Genomic DNA, 17,769 nt, shown 5'->3' on the forward strand with positions numbered 1-17,769 from the left:
GCCGAGTTGCCCCCTCTCCCTCAAGGAGGCCTTTGCATAAGTGGCTGCTCCCGCCCTCGTCCCTGCCTGCTCAGGGACGACGGAAAAAAGGAAGGCTGCTTATGCAGATGTCTTTTCAAGGGAGAGTGTTTCATGGATGGGGCAGCTCTCTTCCGAAAATCTTATGACCCCCTTGCGCTTCGGATTAGCGGTTCCTGCGGCGGGTGGATAATTCCAGCATATGACACATGCGGATGGCACCATAGCATTTATAGGCTTCGGCGAGGCTGGGCAGGCCTTTGCAGAGGGCTGTGCCGGCGCTCTGCGCGCCAGGGCTTATGACATCAAGACGGACGACCCCTGCACGCGCCCGGCCAAGCTTTTCGACTATACCGCTTACAATGTCCGCGGGTGTGACAGCTTGGCCGAGGCTCTGGACGGCGCGCGCCTGATCCTCAGCCTCGTCACCGCCGATGAAGCGCCCAGGGCCGCACACGCCGCTGCGGAGTGCATTGCTCCCGGGACGGTTTTCTGCGACATGAACAGTATCGCGCCCGACACCAAGCGCGCCAATGCGGCGCTCATTGAGGCAGCGGGCGGCCATTATGTGGATGTGGCGGTCATGTCGCCGGTCCGCCCGGCGCTCAACAATGTTCCGCTGCTGCTTTCAGGTTCCAGCGCGCCGGAAGCGCTCGCGTTGCTGAAGGCTTGCGGTTTTGGCAAGCTTCGCGTCGTGGAGGGAGACGTCGGCAGCGCCTCCGCCATCAAGATGATCCGCTCGGTCATGGTAAAGGGCCTTGAGGCGCTCACCACAGAATGTGTGCTGGCCGCCCGCCGCGCCGGGGTTTATGATGAGGTGATCGCCTCGCTGAACGCCAACTGGCCTGGCACCGACTGGGGCGAGAAGGCCGATTATAATCTCGACCGCATGATGATCCACGGCCTGCGCCGGGCGGCGGAGATGGAGGAAGTGGTGAAGACGCTTGAAGCGCTCGGCACCGGCGCAACACTGACATCCGGGACAGTCAAGCGGCAGCGCGCCATTGGCTTGATGCACATCAATGAGCCCCCCTGCGGTCTGGACCAGAAGATCGACCTTATCTTACAGAGGATAGCGAGCGAATGATCATCGATTGCCACGGCCATTACACTACCGCCCCTGAGCCGCATAACCAGTGGCGGGAGGCGCAGAAGGCCGCGTTCAAGGCTGGCGAAACGCCACCCCCCTATCCAGAAATCTCCGATGACGAGATCCGCGAGACAATCGAGAAGAACCAGCTCCGCCTGATCCGGGAGCGCGGCGCGGACATGACCATCTTCTCGCCCCGCGCCTCCGCCATGGCGCATCATGTGGGTGACGAAGCGGTCAGCATCGAATGGGCGCGCCGCTGCAACGACCTTATCGCCCGCGTCGTCAAGCTCTTCCCCGAAACTTTCGCAGGCGTCTGCATGCTGCCGCAGTCTCCCGCTGCTGACCTTGAAGGCTCGATCGCGGAGCTGGAGCGCTGCGTCAACGAACTTGGCTTCATCGGCTGCAACCTCAATCCCGATCCGGGCGGCGGCCATTTCAAGCATCCGCCGCTCACCGATCGCTATTGGTATCCCTTTTATGAGAAGATGGTGGAGTTGGACGTTCCAGCGATGATCCACGTCTCGGGAAGCTGCAATCCCGGCCTCCATGCAACGGGCGCCTTTTATATCGCGGCCGATACCATAGCCTTCATGCAGTTGATCGAAGGCGATCTGTTCAAGGATTTCCCCACGCTTCGCTTCATCATTCCGCATGGCGGCGGCGCGGTCCCCTATCATTGGGGCCGTTACCGGGGCCTTGCCGACATGCTCAAGAAGCCGGACCTGCAAAGCCATGTCATGAACAATGTCTTCTTCGACACCTGCGTTTATCATCAGCCGGGTGTCGACCTGCTCGCCGATGTGATCGACAACAAGAATATCCTTTTCGGCTCCGAAATGGTGGGCGCGGTGCGGGGCATTGACCCCATGACCGGCCATTATTTCGATGACACCAAGCGCTATGTAGACGCGCTCGACATCCCCGACGCCGAGCGCCAGGCCATTTTTGAGGGCAATGCCCGCCGGGTCTTCCCCAGGCTCGACACGATCTTGAAGGAGAGGGGCCTGTGAAACGGGACATCCACGAATATCTCAAGGAGTTCGACGACATCCCTGGCACCCGCGTCTATACGGCCGCCCGTGCGCGCCAGGGCTATTGGATGAACCAGTTCGCCATGAGCCTGATGAAGGCCGAGAATCGCGATCGTTGGAAGGCGGATGAGCGGGCCTATATCGACGAATGGCCGATGTCCGAGGAACAGAAACAGGCGGTTCTCGACCGGGACTATAACCGAATGCTCGATCTGGGCGGCAATATCTATTTTCTCTCGAAAGTCTTTTCGACCGATGGCCTCAGCTTCCTGCAGGCGGTCAGCACGATGACCGGCATGAGCGTCGAGGAATATCAGGCAATGATGGTCGCAGGCGGCAGGTCGCCCAAAGGGCTCCGCTCGATCAAGGAAGGGCGCTGAACAGCATGGCACGAATAACCGCAGGCGTCGCCACCAGCCACATTCCCGCGCTTGGCGCGGCCATGGACCTGGGCAAGACGCAGGAAGATTACTGGAAACCCGCCTTCGCCGGCTATGAATGGACGAAGAAGTGGGAGGCCGAACAGGCCAAGCCCGACGTGGTGATCCTCGTCTATAATGATCATGCCTCCGCGTTCGATATGAAGATCATCCCGACCTTCGCCATCGGCTGCGGCGAGGAATATAAGCCCGCCGACGAAGGCTGGGGCCCGCGCCCGGTGCCTGTGGTGAAGGGGCATGCCGACCTTGCCTGGCACATTGCCCAGAGCCTGATCCTTGATGAGTTCGACATGACCGTCATCAACGAAATGGATGTTGACCATGGCCTGACCGTCCCGCTGTCATTGATATTCGGCGATGCCGAGCAATGGCCTTGCCGCGTCATTCCGCTTGCCGTCAATGTCGTCACTTACCCGCCGCCGTCCGGCAATCGCTGCTGGGCGCTGGGGGAGGGGATCAAGAAGGCCGTCGAAAGCTTTCCCGAGGACCTCAATGTCCAGATCTGGGGGACGGGCGGCATGAGCCATCAGTTGCAGGGCGCGCGCGCGGGCCTCATCAACAAGGAATGGGACAATATGTTCCTGGATGGGCTGGTCGGAGACACGGACAAGCTCCGTTACATTCCGCATATCGAATATCTGCGGGAAACGGGAAGCGAAGGCATCGAAATGGTGATGTGGCTCATCATGCGCGGCGCGCTGGGCAAGACCACCAGATGCCTGCACCGCCATTATCATGTGCCCGCCAGCAACACCGCCGTTGGGCACATGGTGCTGGAGCCGGTGGAATAGACCAAAGCCCCTCTCCTTCAGGGGAGGGGTTGGGAGAGGGGATCAGCCCTCTATTTGCAAAATGCACGGGAGGAGAAGGCACAGCCCCTCTCCCCCGCCCTCTCCCCTGAAGGCGAGAGGGAGAAGAAGGAGAAATTCATGAGAATAGCCCTCGCCGGAGCCGGCGCCTTTGGTGAAAAGCACCTTGACGGCCTCAAGAACATCGACGGCGTCGAAATCGTCTCGGTCATCAGCCGCCGCGCGGAGCAGGCCGCCGCGGTCGCCGAAAAATATGGCGCGAAGCACAGTTCCACGGAATTGGAGGATGCGTTGGCCCGCGACGATGTCGACGCCGTCATCCTTTGCACGCCGACGCAGATGCACGCCAGCCAGGCGATCGCCTGCATGAATGCGGGCAAGCACGTTCAGGTCGAAATCCCGCTGGCCGATAGCTGGGCCGAAGCGCAGGCGGTCATGGACAAGCAGAAGGAAACCGGCCTTGTCTGCATGGTAGGCCACACCCGCCGTTTCAACCCAAGCCACCAATATGTTCACAACAAGATCAGGGCGGGCGAGCTCAACGTCCAGCAGATGGACGTTCAAACCTATTTCTTCCGTCGCAAGAATATGAACGCCAAGGGCGAACCCAGGAGCTGGACTGACCACCTCCTCTGGCACCACGCCGCGCACACCGTGGATCTCTTTGCCTATCAGGCGGGTCCCGTCGTGCAGGCGAACGCAGTGCAGGGGCCCTATCACCCCGAACTCGGTATTGCGATGGACATGTCGATCCAGCTCAAGAGCGAAAGCGGCGCGATCTGCACCCTGTCGCTCTCCTTCAACAATGACGGGCCGCTCGGCACCTTCTTCCGCTATATTTGCGACAATGGCACCTATATCGCCCGCTATGACGATCTGGTGACCGGCAAGGAGGAGATTATCGACGTGTCCAATGTGGATGTCTCGATGAACGGCATCGAGCTCCAGGACCGCGAATTTATCGCCGCCATCCGCGAAGGCCGCGAACCCAACAGTTCCGTCGCGCAGGTGCTGCCCTGCTACAAGGTGCTGCACGATCTGGAGCGGCAGTTGGAAGGCAACTAGGGCCGCATATAAATCACATTGCCCCTCCGTCGTCCCCGCGCAGGCGGGGACCCCGCTTTCCTTCCGGTAGTCCGCAGGCGACAAGATTCCCGCCTGCGCCGGAATTACGAGGGATCAAGCCACGCGACCTCGCGAACAGGAAGGCCCGGGAGATGCAACTCCCGGGCCATGGTTTTAATGTCTGATTTGGTGGAAGGCGGACATTCAGCTTCCGGACGTTTTGGGGAGAAAGCGGACCTACCCGTCCGTCGATAACTTGCACTCGTTGCCGCCGCTATGGCACCAGAAGTCAGCTTACTATTCAGGGGGTTTATGCGATCTCTCAAGATGCCTTTTAATTTGGCATGCTACACTACCGTCGGCTTGCTCGTGTTATTGGCATTTTTCAGCGCAGATATATGGCTAGCGGCCGCCTTTCATGGTGCAGGGTTCATACTTCTATTCTTTGTTAAGATAACTTCTGACAATGCCAAGAATGATTGGCAGGCCGAGTCATATGGTGCTGCGCTCATCGCGGTAATGGCTCTTGTTTCATGGGGACCTCTTCTACTTGGTGGTGATCCAAAGCCTGTGCCCGCTTTAAGCGATTTATATGTTACCTCAGGCCTTTTGAAAAAAGGGGCCGGAGGCAATCGCTATATAATTAAGGATGACGGCAAATCTTTGAAGATAATATGCGCTGACAAACATGGCAAAGGTCCAGACAACTGGTGCTTATACCCTCACGAGAAGCCGTATCTAGGGAGAGCAGTTACAGTATATCATAGTAAACCGTTCAAAATTTCGAATAGCGTAGCGCATTTCTATGAAATGAGATCGGGAGATGTCATAATCGTCGAGCATAGCCAGATCGCGTCGCACATTCGAGATCAGATACCGCATTCAAAGAAGATGAATCTAAATTTTTCTATCTTTTTGACGATCTGGTCAATCTACTCTGGATTCGTAACCTTTTTTTACCGCCGAAAAGCAATATGCAATCCCATCGGTTTTACGGCCCGGAGGGTTGATGGCAGCTTTGTGAACGATTGAAGCCGGGTCGATGATTCCGATATTGGTCGCTTACGGATGGACGGCTTACGCAACTGGAAGCCGATTCCTGGCCTTTCATCTGGTTCAGACTAGTGATCCAAATTAGCATCCAAGCTGAGATGCTGGGCAGCATTTCGCAAGCGCTTGTCACGCGTCCAGAATTGCGCGCCAGGTGTGAGCAGCGTCCCTGCCAGCAGATGCGCATCGATGTAGCCAATGCCACTTCCGAACAGCCTATGATCCTCTATGAAGGAATGAACTTCTTCATCGCGGGCGACGAGAGCCGAGGGCAATCCACGAAGCGCCTCGAGAATGATGTCTCTCTGCCGAAGGCTGCCCAATGCCAACTCCCCAATTACGAAGGGATGGGCAAGAACCTGCCGCCGGTCGAGCAATTGGGAAAGGGTCGGATCGTCATGTCGAAAATGATCGATCCAGACAGAAGTGTCGACCAGGATCACGCAGGCTCGGGACGTCGGCGGGGTGGGGCTTCACCCTGAGGCTCAGTGCCACCAAGACGGGCCAGGCGGGCTGCACTCTCCCTCTCTATCAGGGCCTTAAGCGCTTCACGAATGAGCGACGATTTTTCGGCCAAGCCCGTGAAAGCCTGCGCCTTGGCGACCAGCTCATCATCTAACGCAACCGTAGTACGCATAAACCTACTCCTTGAGGCATGCAATATAACATCAGATGATGCGATTTCCAGTGGCTATATGATGTTTCAGGCCGTGGCAGGAGCAGGCACGCGGCCTGTTCCTTGGCGTGATTTTTGCCTTTTCAATAGGAAGGGGGAGGGTGTTATTCTTCGCCGCTCTCGCCTTCAGCGGCCCGCTCATACCAGGCCTCGACCGGACCGCTCAGCTTGATCGTCAGCGGCTGGCCGTTGCGATCCTTGGTCTTGCCCGCGGCGACGCGGATCCAGCCTTCGGAAATGCAATATTCCTCGACATCATTGCGCACCCGGTCCTTGAAACGGATGCCAATGCCGCGTTGCAGCTTCTCCATGTCGAAATGGGGGCTGCGCGGATTGGTGGAGAGGCGGTCTGGCGGTGTGTCGCCGGGATTGTTCGCTGCGTCGGTCATGGCCGCGCCATTGCCTCAATTCAGGCTCTAATTCCAGCGGAAATGTCTGCTTCAATAATGGTAGCGGCATTGGGCGATTTCCAGCCGCTGTTCTTCTGCCGCACCGGCGCAGCGGTAAACGAGCCGATGCTCGCCTGTGATCCGCCGTGACCACCAGCCCGTCAGGTTTCCGCGCAGCGGCTCCGGTTTGCCAATGCCCTTGAACGGTGAATGGGCGGTTTCCTGTATGAGGGCGTTAAGCCGTTCCAGCACCTTGCGGTCTGTTTCCTGCCAGTGGAGATAATCCGCCCATGCCTGCGGCAGGAAAATGATTTTCACGGACGCTTGAAGGCTTCAGCCTGCTCGTCCCAGACCATCTCGACACCCCTGCCTGCTTCAGCATCGGCAATCGCCTCATTCAACCGCCGTGCATTGGCGGGGCTGGACATAAGGTGCAGGGTCTCGGTCATGCTCTCATATTCGCTCTGCGCGAGGAGGACGCATGGCTCAGCGCCTTGCCGGGTGACAAGTACGAAATCATGGTCCTGCGTCGCCCGATCCATGAAATGGGCGAGCCTTTTGCGGAGTTCGGAAAAGCTGACGTGAATCATATGTACAAATTAATGTACATATGATCGCATATCAAGCGGCCTTTGCCCGGTTCGCCTTCTTCCGCTCATGCGGATCGAGGTAGCGCTTGCGCAGGCGGATGGACTTGGGCGTCACCTCGACCATTTCGTCCTCGTCGATATAGGCGATGGCCTGCTCCAGCGTCATGCGCCGGGGCGGAGTCAGGCGGATGGCGTCGTCCTTGCCGCTCGCGCGGAAGTTGGTGAGCTGCTTGGACTTCATCGGATTGACCTCAAGGTCTTCCGGCTTCGCGTTCTCGCCGATGACCATGCCCTCATAGATCGGCTCGCCGGGCGAGACGAAGAGGATGCCGCGGTCTTCCAGGGCATTGAGCGCATAGCCAACCGCCTCGCCGGTGCCGTTGGAGATGAGGACGCCATTGGGCCGGCCTTCGATCGTGCCCTTGTACGGGCCGTATTTCTCGAACAGCCGGTTCATGATGCCGGTGCCGCGCGTGTCGGACAGGAATTCGCCATGATAGCCGATAAGGCCGCGCGAGGGCGCGGAGAAGGTGATGCGCGTCTTGCCGCCGCCGGAAGGACGCATGTCCGTCAGTTCAGCCTTACGGATCTGCATCTTTTCGACGACCGTGCCCGAATATTCATCATCCACGTCGATAACGCAGGTTTCATAGGGCTCTTCGCGGCCATTCTCGCCGTCGCGGAACAGCACGCGGGGCCGGGAAATGCCAAGCTCGAAACCCTCGCGGCGCATGGTCTCGATAAGCACGCCAAGCTGCAATTCGCCGCGCCCGGCGACTTCGAAGCTGTCCTTGTCGTCGCTTTCGGTGACGCGAATGGCGACGTTCGATTCTGCCTCGCGGAACAGGCGGTCGCGGATCATGCGGCTTGTCACCTTGTCGCCCTCGCGGCCCGCCATGGGGCTGTCATTGACGGCAAAGCGCATCGACAATGTCGGCGGATCGATGGGCTGGGCGTAGATCGGCTCGGTCACCTGCGGGTCGGCAATGGTGTTCGCCACCGTCGCAGTGGTAAGGCCAGCAAGGCTGATGATGTCGCCCGCCTTGGCGCTTTCCACCGGAATGCGCTCAAGGCCGCGGAAGGCCATGATCTTGGTCGCGCGGCCCGTTTCCACCACCTTGCCGTCGCGGTCGAGCGCGTGGATGGGCTGGTTCATGTTGAGCGTGCCGGTCTGCACGCGGCCCGTCAGGATACGGCCAAGGAAATTGTCGCGGTCGAGCAGCGTCGCGAGGAAGCTGAAGGGCGCGTCCACATCCACCTTGGGCGCAGGGACGTGGGAGAGGATCGTCTCGAAAAGGACCGAAAGGTCGCCCTCGCGTACGTCCGGCGTCAGTCCCGCATAGCCCGCGCGGCCCGAAGCGTAGAGCGTCGGGAAATCGAGCTGCTCGTCATTGGCTTCCAGCGACACGAACAGGTCGAACACCTCGTCCAGCACCTCTTCGGCGCGGCCATCGGGGCGGTCGATCTTGTTGACGACGACGATGGGTTTCAGGCCAAGCGCCAGCGCCTTGCCGGTTACGAACTTCGTCTGCGGCATGGCGCCTTCGGAGCTGTCGACCAGCAGGATGACACCGTCGACCATGGAGAGGATGCGCTCCACTTCGCCGCCGAAATCGGCGTGGCCGGGGGTATCGACGATGTTGATGCGCGTGCCGTTCCATTCGACGCTGGTGCACTTCGCCAGAATCGTGATTCCACGTTCCTTTTCCAGATCGTTGGAGTCCATGGCGCGCTCTTCCACGCGCTGGTTGTCCCGGAAGGTGCCGGACTGGCGGAAAAGCTGGTCAACCAGAGTGGTCTTGCCATGATCGACGTGCGCGATGATGGCCACATTACGAAGGCTCATGCGGAAAAAACTGCCATGTGAGAGAGAATACAGGGCGCGCCCATAGCCTTTTTGTGGCAATGCAGCAAGGGGCCCTGGATCAGCCGGCAATCTCCATGACCGTCTCAGGGGTCAACAGGGGCAATATCCGCCGCATCTCCTCCGGCGCAATAGCGACGCAGCCCTCCGTGGGATGGGCATCGACCCAGATGTGGAAGAAAATGGCGCTGCCGGCCCCCGGAACAGGCGGCGCGTCATTATGGCCAAGCACCACGATGATGTCATAGGCCTGATCCCTCCGCTGCAGCGTTTCGGCAGACCATGGCCAGGGAAGGCGGACGGGGCGGTTATAGGTGGGATCGCGTATGTCGTCTGACCAGCCGTCATTGGACCGGGTCCAGCGCCAGGGGACGGAAAGCGGCTGGTCCAGCCTCACCCGTCCCGGCCGCAAAAGTGCTCCGCGCACTGGCCAGAGGCCAAGAGGGGTGCAGCCGTCGCCTTCGCGCTTCGTGTTCGCCGGACAACTACCGGAGCGGCCAATGGCGCAGGGAATATCGATATCCCCGAAGGTCAGGCGCCTTGCGCCAGCATCGACGGAAATCAGACTCACAATTTATGCCCCGTCCGGTCGCGCTTGGTGGTCAGGTAATGCGCATTGTGCGGATTGGCCTTTATGGCGAGCGGCAGGCGCTTGGCGACCTTGATGCCGGCCTTCTCCAGACCTTCGACCTTTAGCGGATTATTGGTGAGCAGGTTGACCTTGTCGATGCCCAGAAGATGAAGCATTCGGGCCGCGACCGAAAAGTCCCGCGCATCTATGGCAAAGCCGAGGCGCACATTCGCGTCGACGGTGTCGAAGCCCTGGTCCTGCAACGCATAGGCGCGCAGCTTGTTGACAAGGCCGATGCCTCGTCCCTCCTGCCGCAAATAGAGCAGAACGCCCCATTTGGCGTCCGCGATCTGGTGCAGGGCCTGATGCAGTTGCGGCCCGCAATCGCATTTCAGCGAGCCGAGCACGTCGCCGGTCAGGCATTCGCTATGCAGGCGAACGACCGGCGTGCTGGCGTCCCGCTTGCCGATGATGAGGGCGATATGCTCCTGCGGCTCTTCGGGACTGCGGAAAGCGACGATCTCCGCCATTTCACTTGCCGCAACGGGAAGCCTCGCCCGCGTCGCGATCGCAAGTCGGGCTGCATCGTCATAGGCCTCCACATCGGCGGCGTCCGCCGTCACTTCGGTGGGCACATCGCCTTCGAGCAGGAAAAAGGCCGGCAGAATGCCTGCGAGGCGAGCAATTCTGAGCGCTGCTGCAGCCGCTTCGGGGGCTATCAGCGGCTTGGCCCGGAAGGGGCCCTTGAGGGGCGAGTTCAGATCCTGCACCGGATCGGCAATGGCAAAGGCGAGTGGTAGATCGATCCAGGGCGCGCGCTCCAGCAGCACCCCGCGATCGGGTTCGGCAGCGGCGAACTGGTTGGTGAGCTTCAGTGTTTCGGCACGCGAGGCGGAAATCAATATGTCAGCCCGCCCGCCGGGGTCGAATTCGGCCAGCGCCTGATCGCTGGCGCTTTCCACGGCAAGCAGCGCATAGCCGCTGCCGCCCGCCATGACGGTCACCGGCCATCCCCGGTGCAGCGCGTCAATGGCGCGGGCGGCCGCGCGCGCATTCATCAGAACTGAAATTCCGTGATGAGCGGCACATGGTCGGAGGGCCGGTTCCATCCCCGGCAGGGTTCGGCCACGCGATGCGAAATGGCGGTGTGCGCGATGGCCGGGCTTGCCCACATATGATCGAGGCGGCGGCCCCGGTCGGACTCCGACCAGTCCCGCGCCCGGTAGCTCCACCAGGTATAGAGCCTCCCCGGCGGCGGCACGAATTTGCGGCCGATATCGATCCAGCCGTGCGCCGCTTGAAGGCGGCCCAGCATTTCGCACTCAATGGGCGTGTGGCTGACGACGTTGAGGAGCTGCTTATGACTCCAGACGTCGCATTCCAGCGGTGCGACATTGAAGTCCCCGACCAATATGGTCGGCTTGTCGAGTTGTTCCGACCAGGTGATCATCCTCTCCAGGAAATCGAGCTTCTGGCCGAATTTGGGATTTTCGTTCCGGTCAGGAATGTCGCCGCCAGCGGGGACATAGACATTTTCCAGGCGGATGCCATTGTCCAGGCGCACCCCGACATGGCGGGCTTCGCCATTCGCCTGCCAGTCGAGCCGGTCGTCCTCGCGAATGGGAATCTTGCTGATGATGGCGACGCCATGATGCATGGGTTGGCCATGCAGGATCTGATGATTGTACCCGAGCTGGCGGAACGGACCTTCGGGGAAGGTCTGGTTGATGACCTTGGTTTCCTGAAGGCACAATATGTCAGGGGATTCTTCCTGAAGGAAGCGCTCCACGATGTCGAGGCGGGCACGGACGCTGTTTATATTCCAGGACGCGATCTTGATGGTTTGAGGCATAGAAACTCCCCTAGGGGGGAATATTGGGGAGGGCAAGGATTCGGATTGGGCTGTTTCCGGTAACTGTCCATGTTCGTCCTCCCCGCGAAAGCGGGGACGCAATTCGCTTCCCAATCTGGCAGTGAAAGAAGGTGATGGGGTGGGTTCCCGCTGAGCAGTGTGACGCCTGCGCAGGAGCACATATGCGACATGAAAGACCCCCGCTCCGGGGGCGTGGAACGGGGGTCTCTATTGCGTTTTCACGCTGTGTGGCGGCGGTAATGATACGGGCAACAGGGGGGAATCCCGCATTCGTCCGCCGACACCCTCTTTTCTAGTAAGAGCGACCTGAGCGCTAGATGAACAATGGCCGTCATCCGCGCCCTCGCCGCAAATTCTTCTCGTCTTACCGGCTGGGCGGCCCTTTGGGACGCGGATCGCGCCATTTGAAAGCAGATTCAGGGACCGGCACGCCATAGCGGTGATTGGTCAGGCGGATGCTCGTCCGGTTGTTCTGCGAATCCAGCGCGACCCAGCCATACATTTCCAGACCCGCGGGCGCGGTGGGATTGCGCTGAAAGATGAGCGTAATGACGCCATATTCCGGGCGCTTTGGATCGCGCGCTTCGACCGTCAGGATCCGCGGATCGCCGGAAGGCACGACCTTACCATATTTGGAAAGGTCGCGGTCGGGATCGAGCAAGGCGCCCAAAGGCGAGTTGCGGATCGGCCAACGCTGAACCTGGGCGACCTCATAATCGATCATGGTGAGCGCCTTGCCATCGCCGACGATCAGGAGCGGCACATTCTTCTGATATTGGAAGCGGATCTTGCCCGGCTGCTTCAGCGTCAGCTTGCCGGTGACCGTTTGGCCGTTGCTGTCGGTTTGGGTGAAATCGGCGGTCATGCTCTTGACCGCGCGGATATAGGCATTGACCTGCGACAGGCTATCCGCCGGCTGCTGCGCGCTTGCCAATTGCGTGGCCAGGCCAGCCAGTGTCAGCGGCGCTGCAAGCAAGGCAAATGCATATCGGACCATATTGTCTCTCCGGTTGTCTGTGCCCGGATATATGGAGCAGCGCTATTGAATGCCAACTGAATTGGCTGGCTAGCTGGCGTTCAGCGACGGGAGGTTTCGGGGTGTCGAAGATTTTCGTCGCCCCTGCGCAGGGGCGACGGGTTAGGATGCAAAATTAAGAAGGAGCCCTCAGCCGCCCCGCTTTTTCCGATGCGAATCCAGATCCAGCACTGCCGTTTCCGCGCCTTCCGGCAGAAGGCCAAGCCGGCGGGCAACTTCCTGATAGGCCTCAACCTCGCCGCCCAGATCGCGGCGGAAGCGGTCCTTGTCGAGCTTTTCGCCCGTGTTCATATCCCACAGGCGGCAACCGTCGGGGCTGATCTCGTCGGCAAGAATGACACGGCTGAAATCATTTTCCCAAAGCCGGCCGAATTCCAGCTTGAAGTCGACAAGGCGAATGCCGATCGCGGCGAACATGCCCGACATGAAATCGTTCACGCGGATCGCCATGTCGGCGATGTCGTGCATCTCCTCCTGGCTCGCCCAGCCGAAGCAGGCGATATGCTCTTCGGTTACCATTGGATCGCCGAGCGCATCGTCCTTGTAATAATATTCGATGAGCGTGCGGGGAAGCTGCTGCCCCTCTTCGATGCCGAGGCGCTGCGAGAGCGATCCGGCGGCGACATTGCGGACGACCACCTCGATAGGGACGATCTCGACCTGGCGCACAAGCTGCTCGCGCATGTTCAGGCGGCGGATGAAATGCGTCGGGACCCCGATCTGGCTCAGAAGGGTGAAGACATGCTCAGAAATGCGGTTGTTGAGCACGCCCTTTCCGCTGATGGTGCCCTTTTTCTGCGCATTGAAGGCCGTGGCGTCATCCTTGAAATATTGAATGAGCGTGCCGGGTTCCGGGCCTTCGTAGAGGATTTTGGCTTTGCCTTCGTAGATCTGGCGGCGACGGGCCATGACAACGGTCCCCCTGTTCGTGGGTGCAATGAAAATAGTACGCCCCGGCAACGCGAATCAAGCAGATCAGCGAGGGCCGGGGCTGTTTCAGCGGGCCCTCTATACGAAAGCGCCCGGTCGTGCAATGCGGGGTGAATTGTTGCCAAGGGTCATTGTCTCTACCTTATTGGCCGTGCCGCACGTTTGGAAAAGCCGTCGTCCCTGCGAAGGTAGGGGGCCCGTTGCTTTTTTGGCGGCGTCCTTGAAGAAAGGCTGGGTTCCTGCCTTCGCAGGAACGACGTCGAGGGTGTGCGAATGGAGCGTTTCACTTCCCGCATATTGCTCCGCTTCATTGAGACTTGATATTATTTCACGGCGACCAGTTCTGGCGTTCCCGCGGTGTTTGGGCTTGGCGAGGGTCCGGCCAGCAGCGCGGAGAAGCGCTCGCGCCACCAGGCGACGTCCTGCTTCTGCACATTGTCCATCATCGAGCGCCAGCGGTCCTGGCGTTCCTTGAGCGGCATCTGCAGCGCCCGGTAAATGGCGTCGGAAATTTCCTCGGCCGAATAGGGGTTGACCAGCAGCGCCCGGTCGAGCTGAAGCGCGGCCCCGGCAAAGCGGGACAGGATGAGGACGCCGGGGTCGTCGGGGTCCTGCGCCGCCACGAATTCCTTGGCGACAAGGTTCATTCCGTCGCGAAGAGGCGTCACGAGCCCTATGCGGGCCGTGCGGTAGATGCCGCCCAACTGGTCGCGGGGATAGCCCTGGTTCACATAGCGGATGGGCGTCCAGTCGACATCGCTATATTCGCCGTTCACCCGGCCCGCATAGGAGTCCAGCTTCGCGCGTATCTCCTGATAGCTCTTCACCTCTCCGCGCGAGGGCGGGGCGATCTGAACCAGCACGACATCGCGGTGATATTCCGGGTAGTCCTTCAAGAAGCGTTCATAGCCGGCAAACCGTTCTTCCAGCCCCTTGCTGTAGTCGAGCCGGTCCACGCCGACGATAAGGCTGCGGTTCTGGAGCGAGGCACGCATCTGGCGGCGCATCTGCGCGGCGGCGGGGCTCTGCGCCGCTTCGACGAAATCCTGGAAATCAATGCCGATCGGGCAGGCTATCGCTCGGATGGAACGCTCGCCAACGGTGCAGATGTCGCCCTCAACCGTCCCGCCCATTTCCTTTTCGACATAATGGCGGAAGGATTCCAGCCATTCCTCCGTCTGGAAGCCGACCACGTCATAGGCGAACATTGCTTCGACAAGCTGCCGGTGATGGGGCAGCGAGACGAGCAGCCGCGTGGGTGGCCAGGGGATATGCAGAAAAAAGCCGATCCGGTTCTCAAGACCCCGGTCGCGCAGCATCTGCCCCAGCGGGATCATGTGATAATCATGGATCCAGACAATGTCCTCCCGTTCGATAAGCGGGGTGGCGGTGTCGGCGAAACGTTCGTTCACCCGGTTATAGCCGCCCTCGAAGGTACGGTCATATTCGGCAAGGTCGATGCGATAGTGGAACAGAGGCCAAAGCGTGCGGTTGGCGTAACCATTATAATATTCGTCGATATCCTGTTCTTCCAGATCGATGGTCGCGGTCTTGACGCCCTCATCCTCCTGAAAGGCGATGTGGCCTGTGAACTTTTCCGTCATATTGCCCGACCAGCCCATCCAGATGCCGCGGCTTTCCCGCAACGTAGCCGAAAGGGCGACGGCCAGCCCGCCTTGCGCGGCCGAGTTCCCCGGTTGCCTCACGCGGTTGGAAATGACGATCAGGCGGCTCATCGGCACTCACTCCATGGCTTGCTCAGAAGGACAGCGCAGTTGATGATCCCGACAAGCGAATAGGTTTGGGGATAATTGCCCCAGAGTTCACCAGTGATCGGATCAATGTCCTCGGAGAGCAAGCCGGCGGCGGTGCGGCGTTCGAGCATTTCGTTGAACAGATTGCGGGCTTCTTCTTTCCTTCCAGTGCGATACAACGCCTCAATCAACCAAAAGGTGCATATGTTGAAGGCAGTTACAGGTGGGCCGAAATCATCGGGTACGCTGTAGCGAAGCATCATCGATCCGCGGCGAAGCTCCTTTTCCGTGGCCTGAAGCGTGGCGAGGAAACGCGGATCATCCGCCGTCATGAAGCGAAGGTCCAGCAGTTGAAGCAGGCTGGCATCGCATGTGTCGCCTTCAAACACCGCGGACAGACAGGCACGGTCCGGCCGCCAGGCCTTTTCGATGATCGTCTGCATCATCCTGGCGGCTCGCCCTTCCCAATAGGCCTCCCGCTCCTCAAGACCCAGGGCGGCGGCCGCATGGGCCAGCCGGTCACAGGCGGCCCAGCACATGACGGCGCTATAGGTGTGGACATGGGCGCGGGTGCGTAGCTCCCAAAGTCCGGCGTCGGGCTGGTCATAGACCTTCCACGCGCGCTCCCCGACCTGCTCAAGCGCCACAAAGTCCTCCTCGCCGCTCATGCGGAAGAGGCGCTGGTCGATATAGGCTTGAGCCGAGGAGAGGACGATCTGCCCATAGGCGTCGTGCTGGATCTGATGATAGGCATCATTTCCGACGCGAACCGGCCCCATGCCGCGATAGCCGGGGAGGGCCTCTGCCACCCATTCCTCCAGGCGGGGATTTCCCCGCACATCGTAAAGCGGCTGGATATGGCCGCCCCTTGCGTCATCGACGATGTTGCGGAGATAGGCGAGATAGCCTTCCAATACGTCCAGCGCACCGAGGCGATTGAGCGCCTCTACCGTGTAATAGGCATCCCGAAGCCAGCAATAGCGATAATCCCAGTTCCGGCCGCTATTCGCATGTTCCGGGATGGAGGTGGTGAGCGCGGCGACAATGGCTCCTGTTTCCTCATGCTGGCACAGCTTCAGCGTGATGGCGCAGCGGATGACGGCGTCCTGCCATTCCGGCGGAGTGGCCAGACCCCGCACCCAATGCTGCCATTCGGCCGTGGTGTCGTCGAGCATCCGTTCAAGCGCGGGGCGCAGGGCGTCGGAGAAGCTCTCGTCCGGGCCGAGGAAAAAATGCATGTCGCGCTCGACGCGGAAGGCGCTTTCCTGCGAGATGAGACCGATGGGAGCGTCGGTGGAAAGGCGCATGGGCATGACGGCCAGCGGCATGCGGATGTGGTTGGAGCCATAGCGCACATCCGGCTGTTCCATGGCCCAGGCCGACGTCGGCCGCAGCCTGATCCGGATGCGCGGCGATCCGGCGAGCGGCCTGACGATCCGCGCGAAGGCGACGGGACGGTAGATGCGGCCCTGCTGCTTGAAACGGGGGCAGAAATCCAGGATTTCGACGACGTTGCCGCTGCTGTCGGTCTTGGTCGTGCGCAATATGGGCGTGTTTCTGACATAGGCCTGCGTGGTGGTGGCAACATCCTCCAAATCGATGGACCAGAACCCTCTCGCTTCAGGAGAGTCGTAATCATCATCGGAAAGGAGCGCCGAAAATATGGGGTCTCCATCCACCCTGGGCAGGCAAGCCCAAATCATCCTTCCGTCCCGGTCGATCAGTGCCGACGCCTGGCAGTTGCCGATGGGCCAGAGATCCAGCGTTCGCTTGTCCATCTATCCTGATTGCTCCTCGCCTTCGAACAGCCATCGCCGGACGGCCGCTACATCCTCCAGCCGGTAGTGAGCGGCGGTGATGCGCGGCTGGCCAACCAATATGCCGCTTCCGTCATGCCGGGCAGCGGCGAGAAAGCCATCCTCGTCGGTGATGTCGTCGCCGATGAAAATCGGATGGCATGCTTTGGGTTCCGTTCCGGCAAGGAGACGGTTTACGGCCGCGCCCTTCCCGGCATTGCCGGGACGGAGCTCGAACATCATCTTGCCATGCTGCAGATAGAGGCCGGTTTCGGCGGAAAGCCGTTCGCAAATGGCCCGGCATTCTTCTTCCCGTACCGGAGCCAAACGGTAATGCAGCGCGACACCGAGAGTCTTTTCCTCTACCAGCAAGCCACTTCTGCCATCGGCAAAGCGGATGAGCTCTGCCTGGGCTTCGTCGATCTGGCGGGGACGGAAAGGGGCTTCCGGCGGACAGCCGGGATAGGCCATTTCCAGACCGTGACTGCCGGAGAGGACGAAATCCCCAAGATCGAGCGCACCGCGCAGACTGGCGACCGAGCGGCCGCTCACAATGGCCAGCCGGCCCCCCAGCCTGTCGCGGATACCGGCAAGAAGAAGGCGAAGCGCCTGATCGACCAACACGTCGCCAGGTCTTGGCGCCAGATCGACCAGCGTTCCGTCAAAATCGAGGAAGAGGAAAGCATTCTTCAAAAGGGCGCCAGGCGGCGGAGAAAGGATGGGGGCGGCTTTCTCGGTCACCCCGGCAATTTAGAACAGCACAGAATGAAGGCAAGCTCGGTTC

Annotated in this window: 20 protein-coding genes; 6 read left to right on the forward strand and 14 right to left on the reverse strand. The window is 60.2% G+C overall.

What is annotated here, in order from left to right; translation table 11 throughout:
* The first annotated feature begins 220 nt into the window (after positions 1–220).
* The 6 genes from VJS46_RS01890 (at position 221) to VJS46_RS01915 (ending at position 5,488) form a co-directional block, all read left to right on the forward strand.
* Entirely contained in the window at positions 221–1,105 is an 885-nt protein-coding gene (locus VJS46_RS01890) for an NAD(P)-dependent oxidoreductase (protein WP_324057649.1), read from the forward strand.
* On the forward strand, positions 1,102–2,121 hold the full coding sequence (locus VJS46_RS01895) for an amidohydrolase family protein (RefSeq protein WP_324057650.1): 1,020 nt from the start codon (positions 1,102–1,104) through the stop codon (positions 2,119–2,121). Before VJS46_RS01890 ends, VJS46_RS01895 begins: the two co-directional genes overlap by 4 nt.
* Positions 2,118–2,522, forward strand: a complete 405-nt coding sequence (gene ligA / locus VJS46_RS01900) for a protocatechuate 4,5-dioxygenase subunit alpha (protein ID WP_324057651.1) — start codon at positions 2,118–2,120, stop codon at positions 2,520–2,522. The genes VJS46_RS01895 and ligA overlap by 4 nt, the downstream gene beginning before the upstream one ends.
* Before the next feature lie 5 nt (positions 2,523–2,527).
* Positions 2,528–3,373 (forward strand): class III extradiol dioxygenase subunit beta, encoded by an 846-nt coding sequence (locus VJS46_RS01905; RefSeq protein ID WP_324057652.1) that lies wholly within the window; start codon positions 2,528–2,530, stop codon positions 3,371–3,373.
* A 138-nt stretch (positions 3,374–3,511) separates the two neighbouring features.
* Positions 3,512–4,456, forward strand: a complete 945-nt coding sequence (locus VJS46_RS01910; RefSeq protein ID WP_324057653.1) for a Gfo/Idh/MocA family oxidoreductase — start codon at positions 3,512–3,514, stop codon at positions 4,454–4,456.
* 276 nt (positions 4,457–4,732) lie between these two features.
* Positions 4,733–5,488, forward strand: a complete 756-nt coding sequence (locus tag VJS46_RS01915; protein WP_324057654.1) for a hypothetical protein — start codon at positions 4,733–4,735, stop codon at positions 5,486–5,488.
* Between the two features lie 89 nt (positions 5,489–5,577).
* On the opposite strand, the gene VJS46_RS01920 is transcribed toward VJS46_RS01915, so the two are convergent.
* The 14 genes from VJS46_RS01920 to otsB form a co-directional block, all read right to left on the reverse strand.
* The gene (locus VJS46_RS01920; protein ID WP_324057655.1) at positions 5,578–5,949 is read right to left on the reverse strand and encodes a type II toxin-antitoxin system VapC family toxin; all 372 of its coding nucleotides are present in this window, start codon (positions 5,947–5,949) and stop codon (positions 5,578–5,580) included.
* Positions 5,946–6,143, reverse strand: coding sequence for a type II toxin-antitoxin system VapB family antitoxin (locus VJS46_RS01925; protein ID WP_324057656.1), 198 nt, complete (start codon positions 6,141–6,143; stop codon positions 5,946–5,948). The genes VJS46_RS01920 and VJS46_RS01925 overlap by 4 nt, the downstream gene beginning before the upstream one ends.
* 143 nt (positions 6,144–6,286) lie before the next feature.
* Positions 6,287–6,571, reverse strand: a complete 285-nt coding sequence (locus VJS46_RS01930; RefSeq protein ID WP_324057657.1) for a DUF3297 family protein — start codon at positions 6,569–6,571, stop codon at positions 6,287–6,289.
* 51 nt (positions 6,572–6,622) lie between these two features.
* On the reverse strand, positions 6,623–6,889 hold the full coding sequence (locus VJS46_RS01935; protein ID WP_324057658.1) for a Txe/YoeB family addiction module toxin: 267 nt from the start codon (positions 6,887–6,889) through the stop codon (positions 6,623–6,625).
* Positions 6,886–7,161 carry a type II toxin-antitoxin system prevent-host-death family antitoxin gene (locus tag VJS46_RS01940; protein ID WP_324057659.1) on the reverse strand — a complete coding sequence of 92 codons (276 nt, stop codon included), beginning with the start codon at positions 7,159–7,161 and terminating at the stop codon, positions 6,886–6,888. Before VJS46_RS01940 ends, VJS46_RS01935 begins: the two co-directional genes overlap by 4 nt.
* Positions 7,162–7,192: 31 nt before the next feature.
* Entirely contained in the window at positions 7,193–9,007 is a 1,815-nt protein-coding gene (gene typA / locus VJS46_RS01945) for a translational GTPase TypA (RefSeq protein ID WP_324057660.1), read from the reverse strand.
* 79 nt (positions 9,008–9,086) lie between these two features.
* Complete coding sequence (locus VJS46_RS01950) at positions 9,087–9,596, reverse strand: L,D-transpeptidase family protein (RefSeq protein WP_324057661.1); 510 nt, start codon at positions 9,594–9,596, stop codon at positions 9,087–9,089.
* On the reverse strand, positions 9,593–10,654 hold the full coding sequence (gene ribA / locus VJS46_RS01955; RefSeq protein WP_324057662.1) for a GTP cyclohydrolase II: 1,062 nt from the start codon (positions 10,652–10,654) through the stop codon (positions 9,593–9,595). The genes VJS46_RS01950 and ribA overlap by 4 nt, the downstream gene beginning before the upstream one ends.
* Positions 10,654–11,448: an exodeoxyribonuclease III gene (locus VJS46_RS01960; protein WP_324057663.1), complete on the reverse strand. Its 795-nt coding sequence runs from the start codon at positions 11,446–11,448 to the stop codon at positions 10,654–10,656. The genes ribA and VJS46_RS01960 overlap by 1 nt, the downstream gene beginning before the upstream one ends.
* 385 nt (positions 11,449–11,833) lie before the next feature.
* Entirely contained in the window at positions 11,834–12,466 is a 633-nt protein-coding gene (locus VJS46_RS01965; RefSeq protein ID WP_324057664.1) for an outer membrane lipoprotein carrier protein LolA, read from the reverse strand.
* 168 nt (positions 12,467–12,634) lie between these two features.
* Complete coding sequence (gene purC, locus VJS46_RS01970) at positions 12,635–13,414, reverse strand: phosphoribosylaminoimidazolesuccinocarboxamide synthase (protein WP_324057665.1); 780 nt, start codon at positions 13,412–13,414, stop codon at positions 12,635–12,637.
* Between the two features lie 344 nt (positions 13,415–13,758).
* Positions 13,759–15,171 carry an alpha,alpha-trehalose-phosphate synthase (UDP-forming) gene (otsA, locus tag VJS46_RS01975; protein WP_324057666.1) on the reverse strand — a complete coding sequence of 471 codons (1,413 nt, stop codon included), beginning with the start codon at positions 15,169–15,171 and terminating at the stop codon, positions 13,759–13,761.
* Positions 15,168–16,967, reverse strand: a complete 1,800-nt coding sequence (locus VJS46_RS01980; RefSeq protein ID WP_324057667.1) for a glycoside hydrolase family 15 protein — start codon at positions 16,965–16,967, stop codon at positions 15,168–15,170. The genes otsA and VJS46_RS01980 overlap by 4 nt, the downstream gene beginning before the upstream one ends.
* Positions 16,968–17,726, reverse strand: coding sequence for a trehalose-phosphatase (gene otsB / locus VJS46_RS01985; RefSeq protein ID WP_324057668.1), 759 nt, complete (start codon positions 17,724–17,726; stop codon positions 16,968–16,970).
* Between the last annotated feature and the right edge of the window lie 43 nt (positions 17,727–17,769).

Origin of the sequence: Rhizorhapis sp. (assembly GCF_035276005.1) — a bacterium.
In the GTDB taxonomy this organism is placed as follows: Bacteria; Pseudomonadota; Alphaproteobacteria; order Sphingomonadales; family Sphingomonadaceae; genus Rhizorhapis.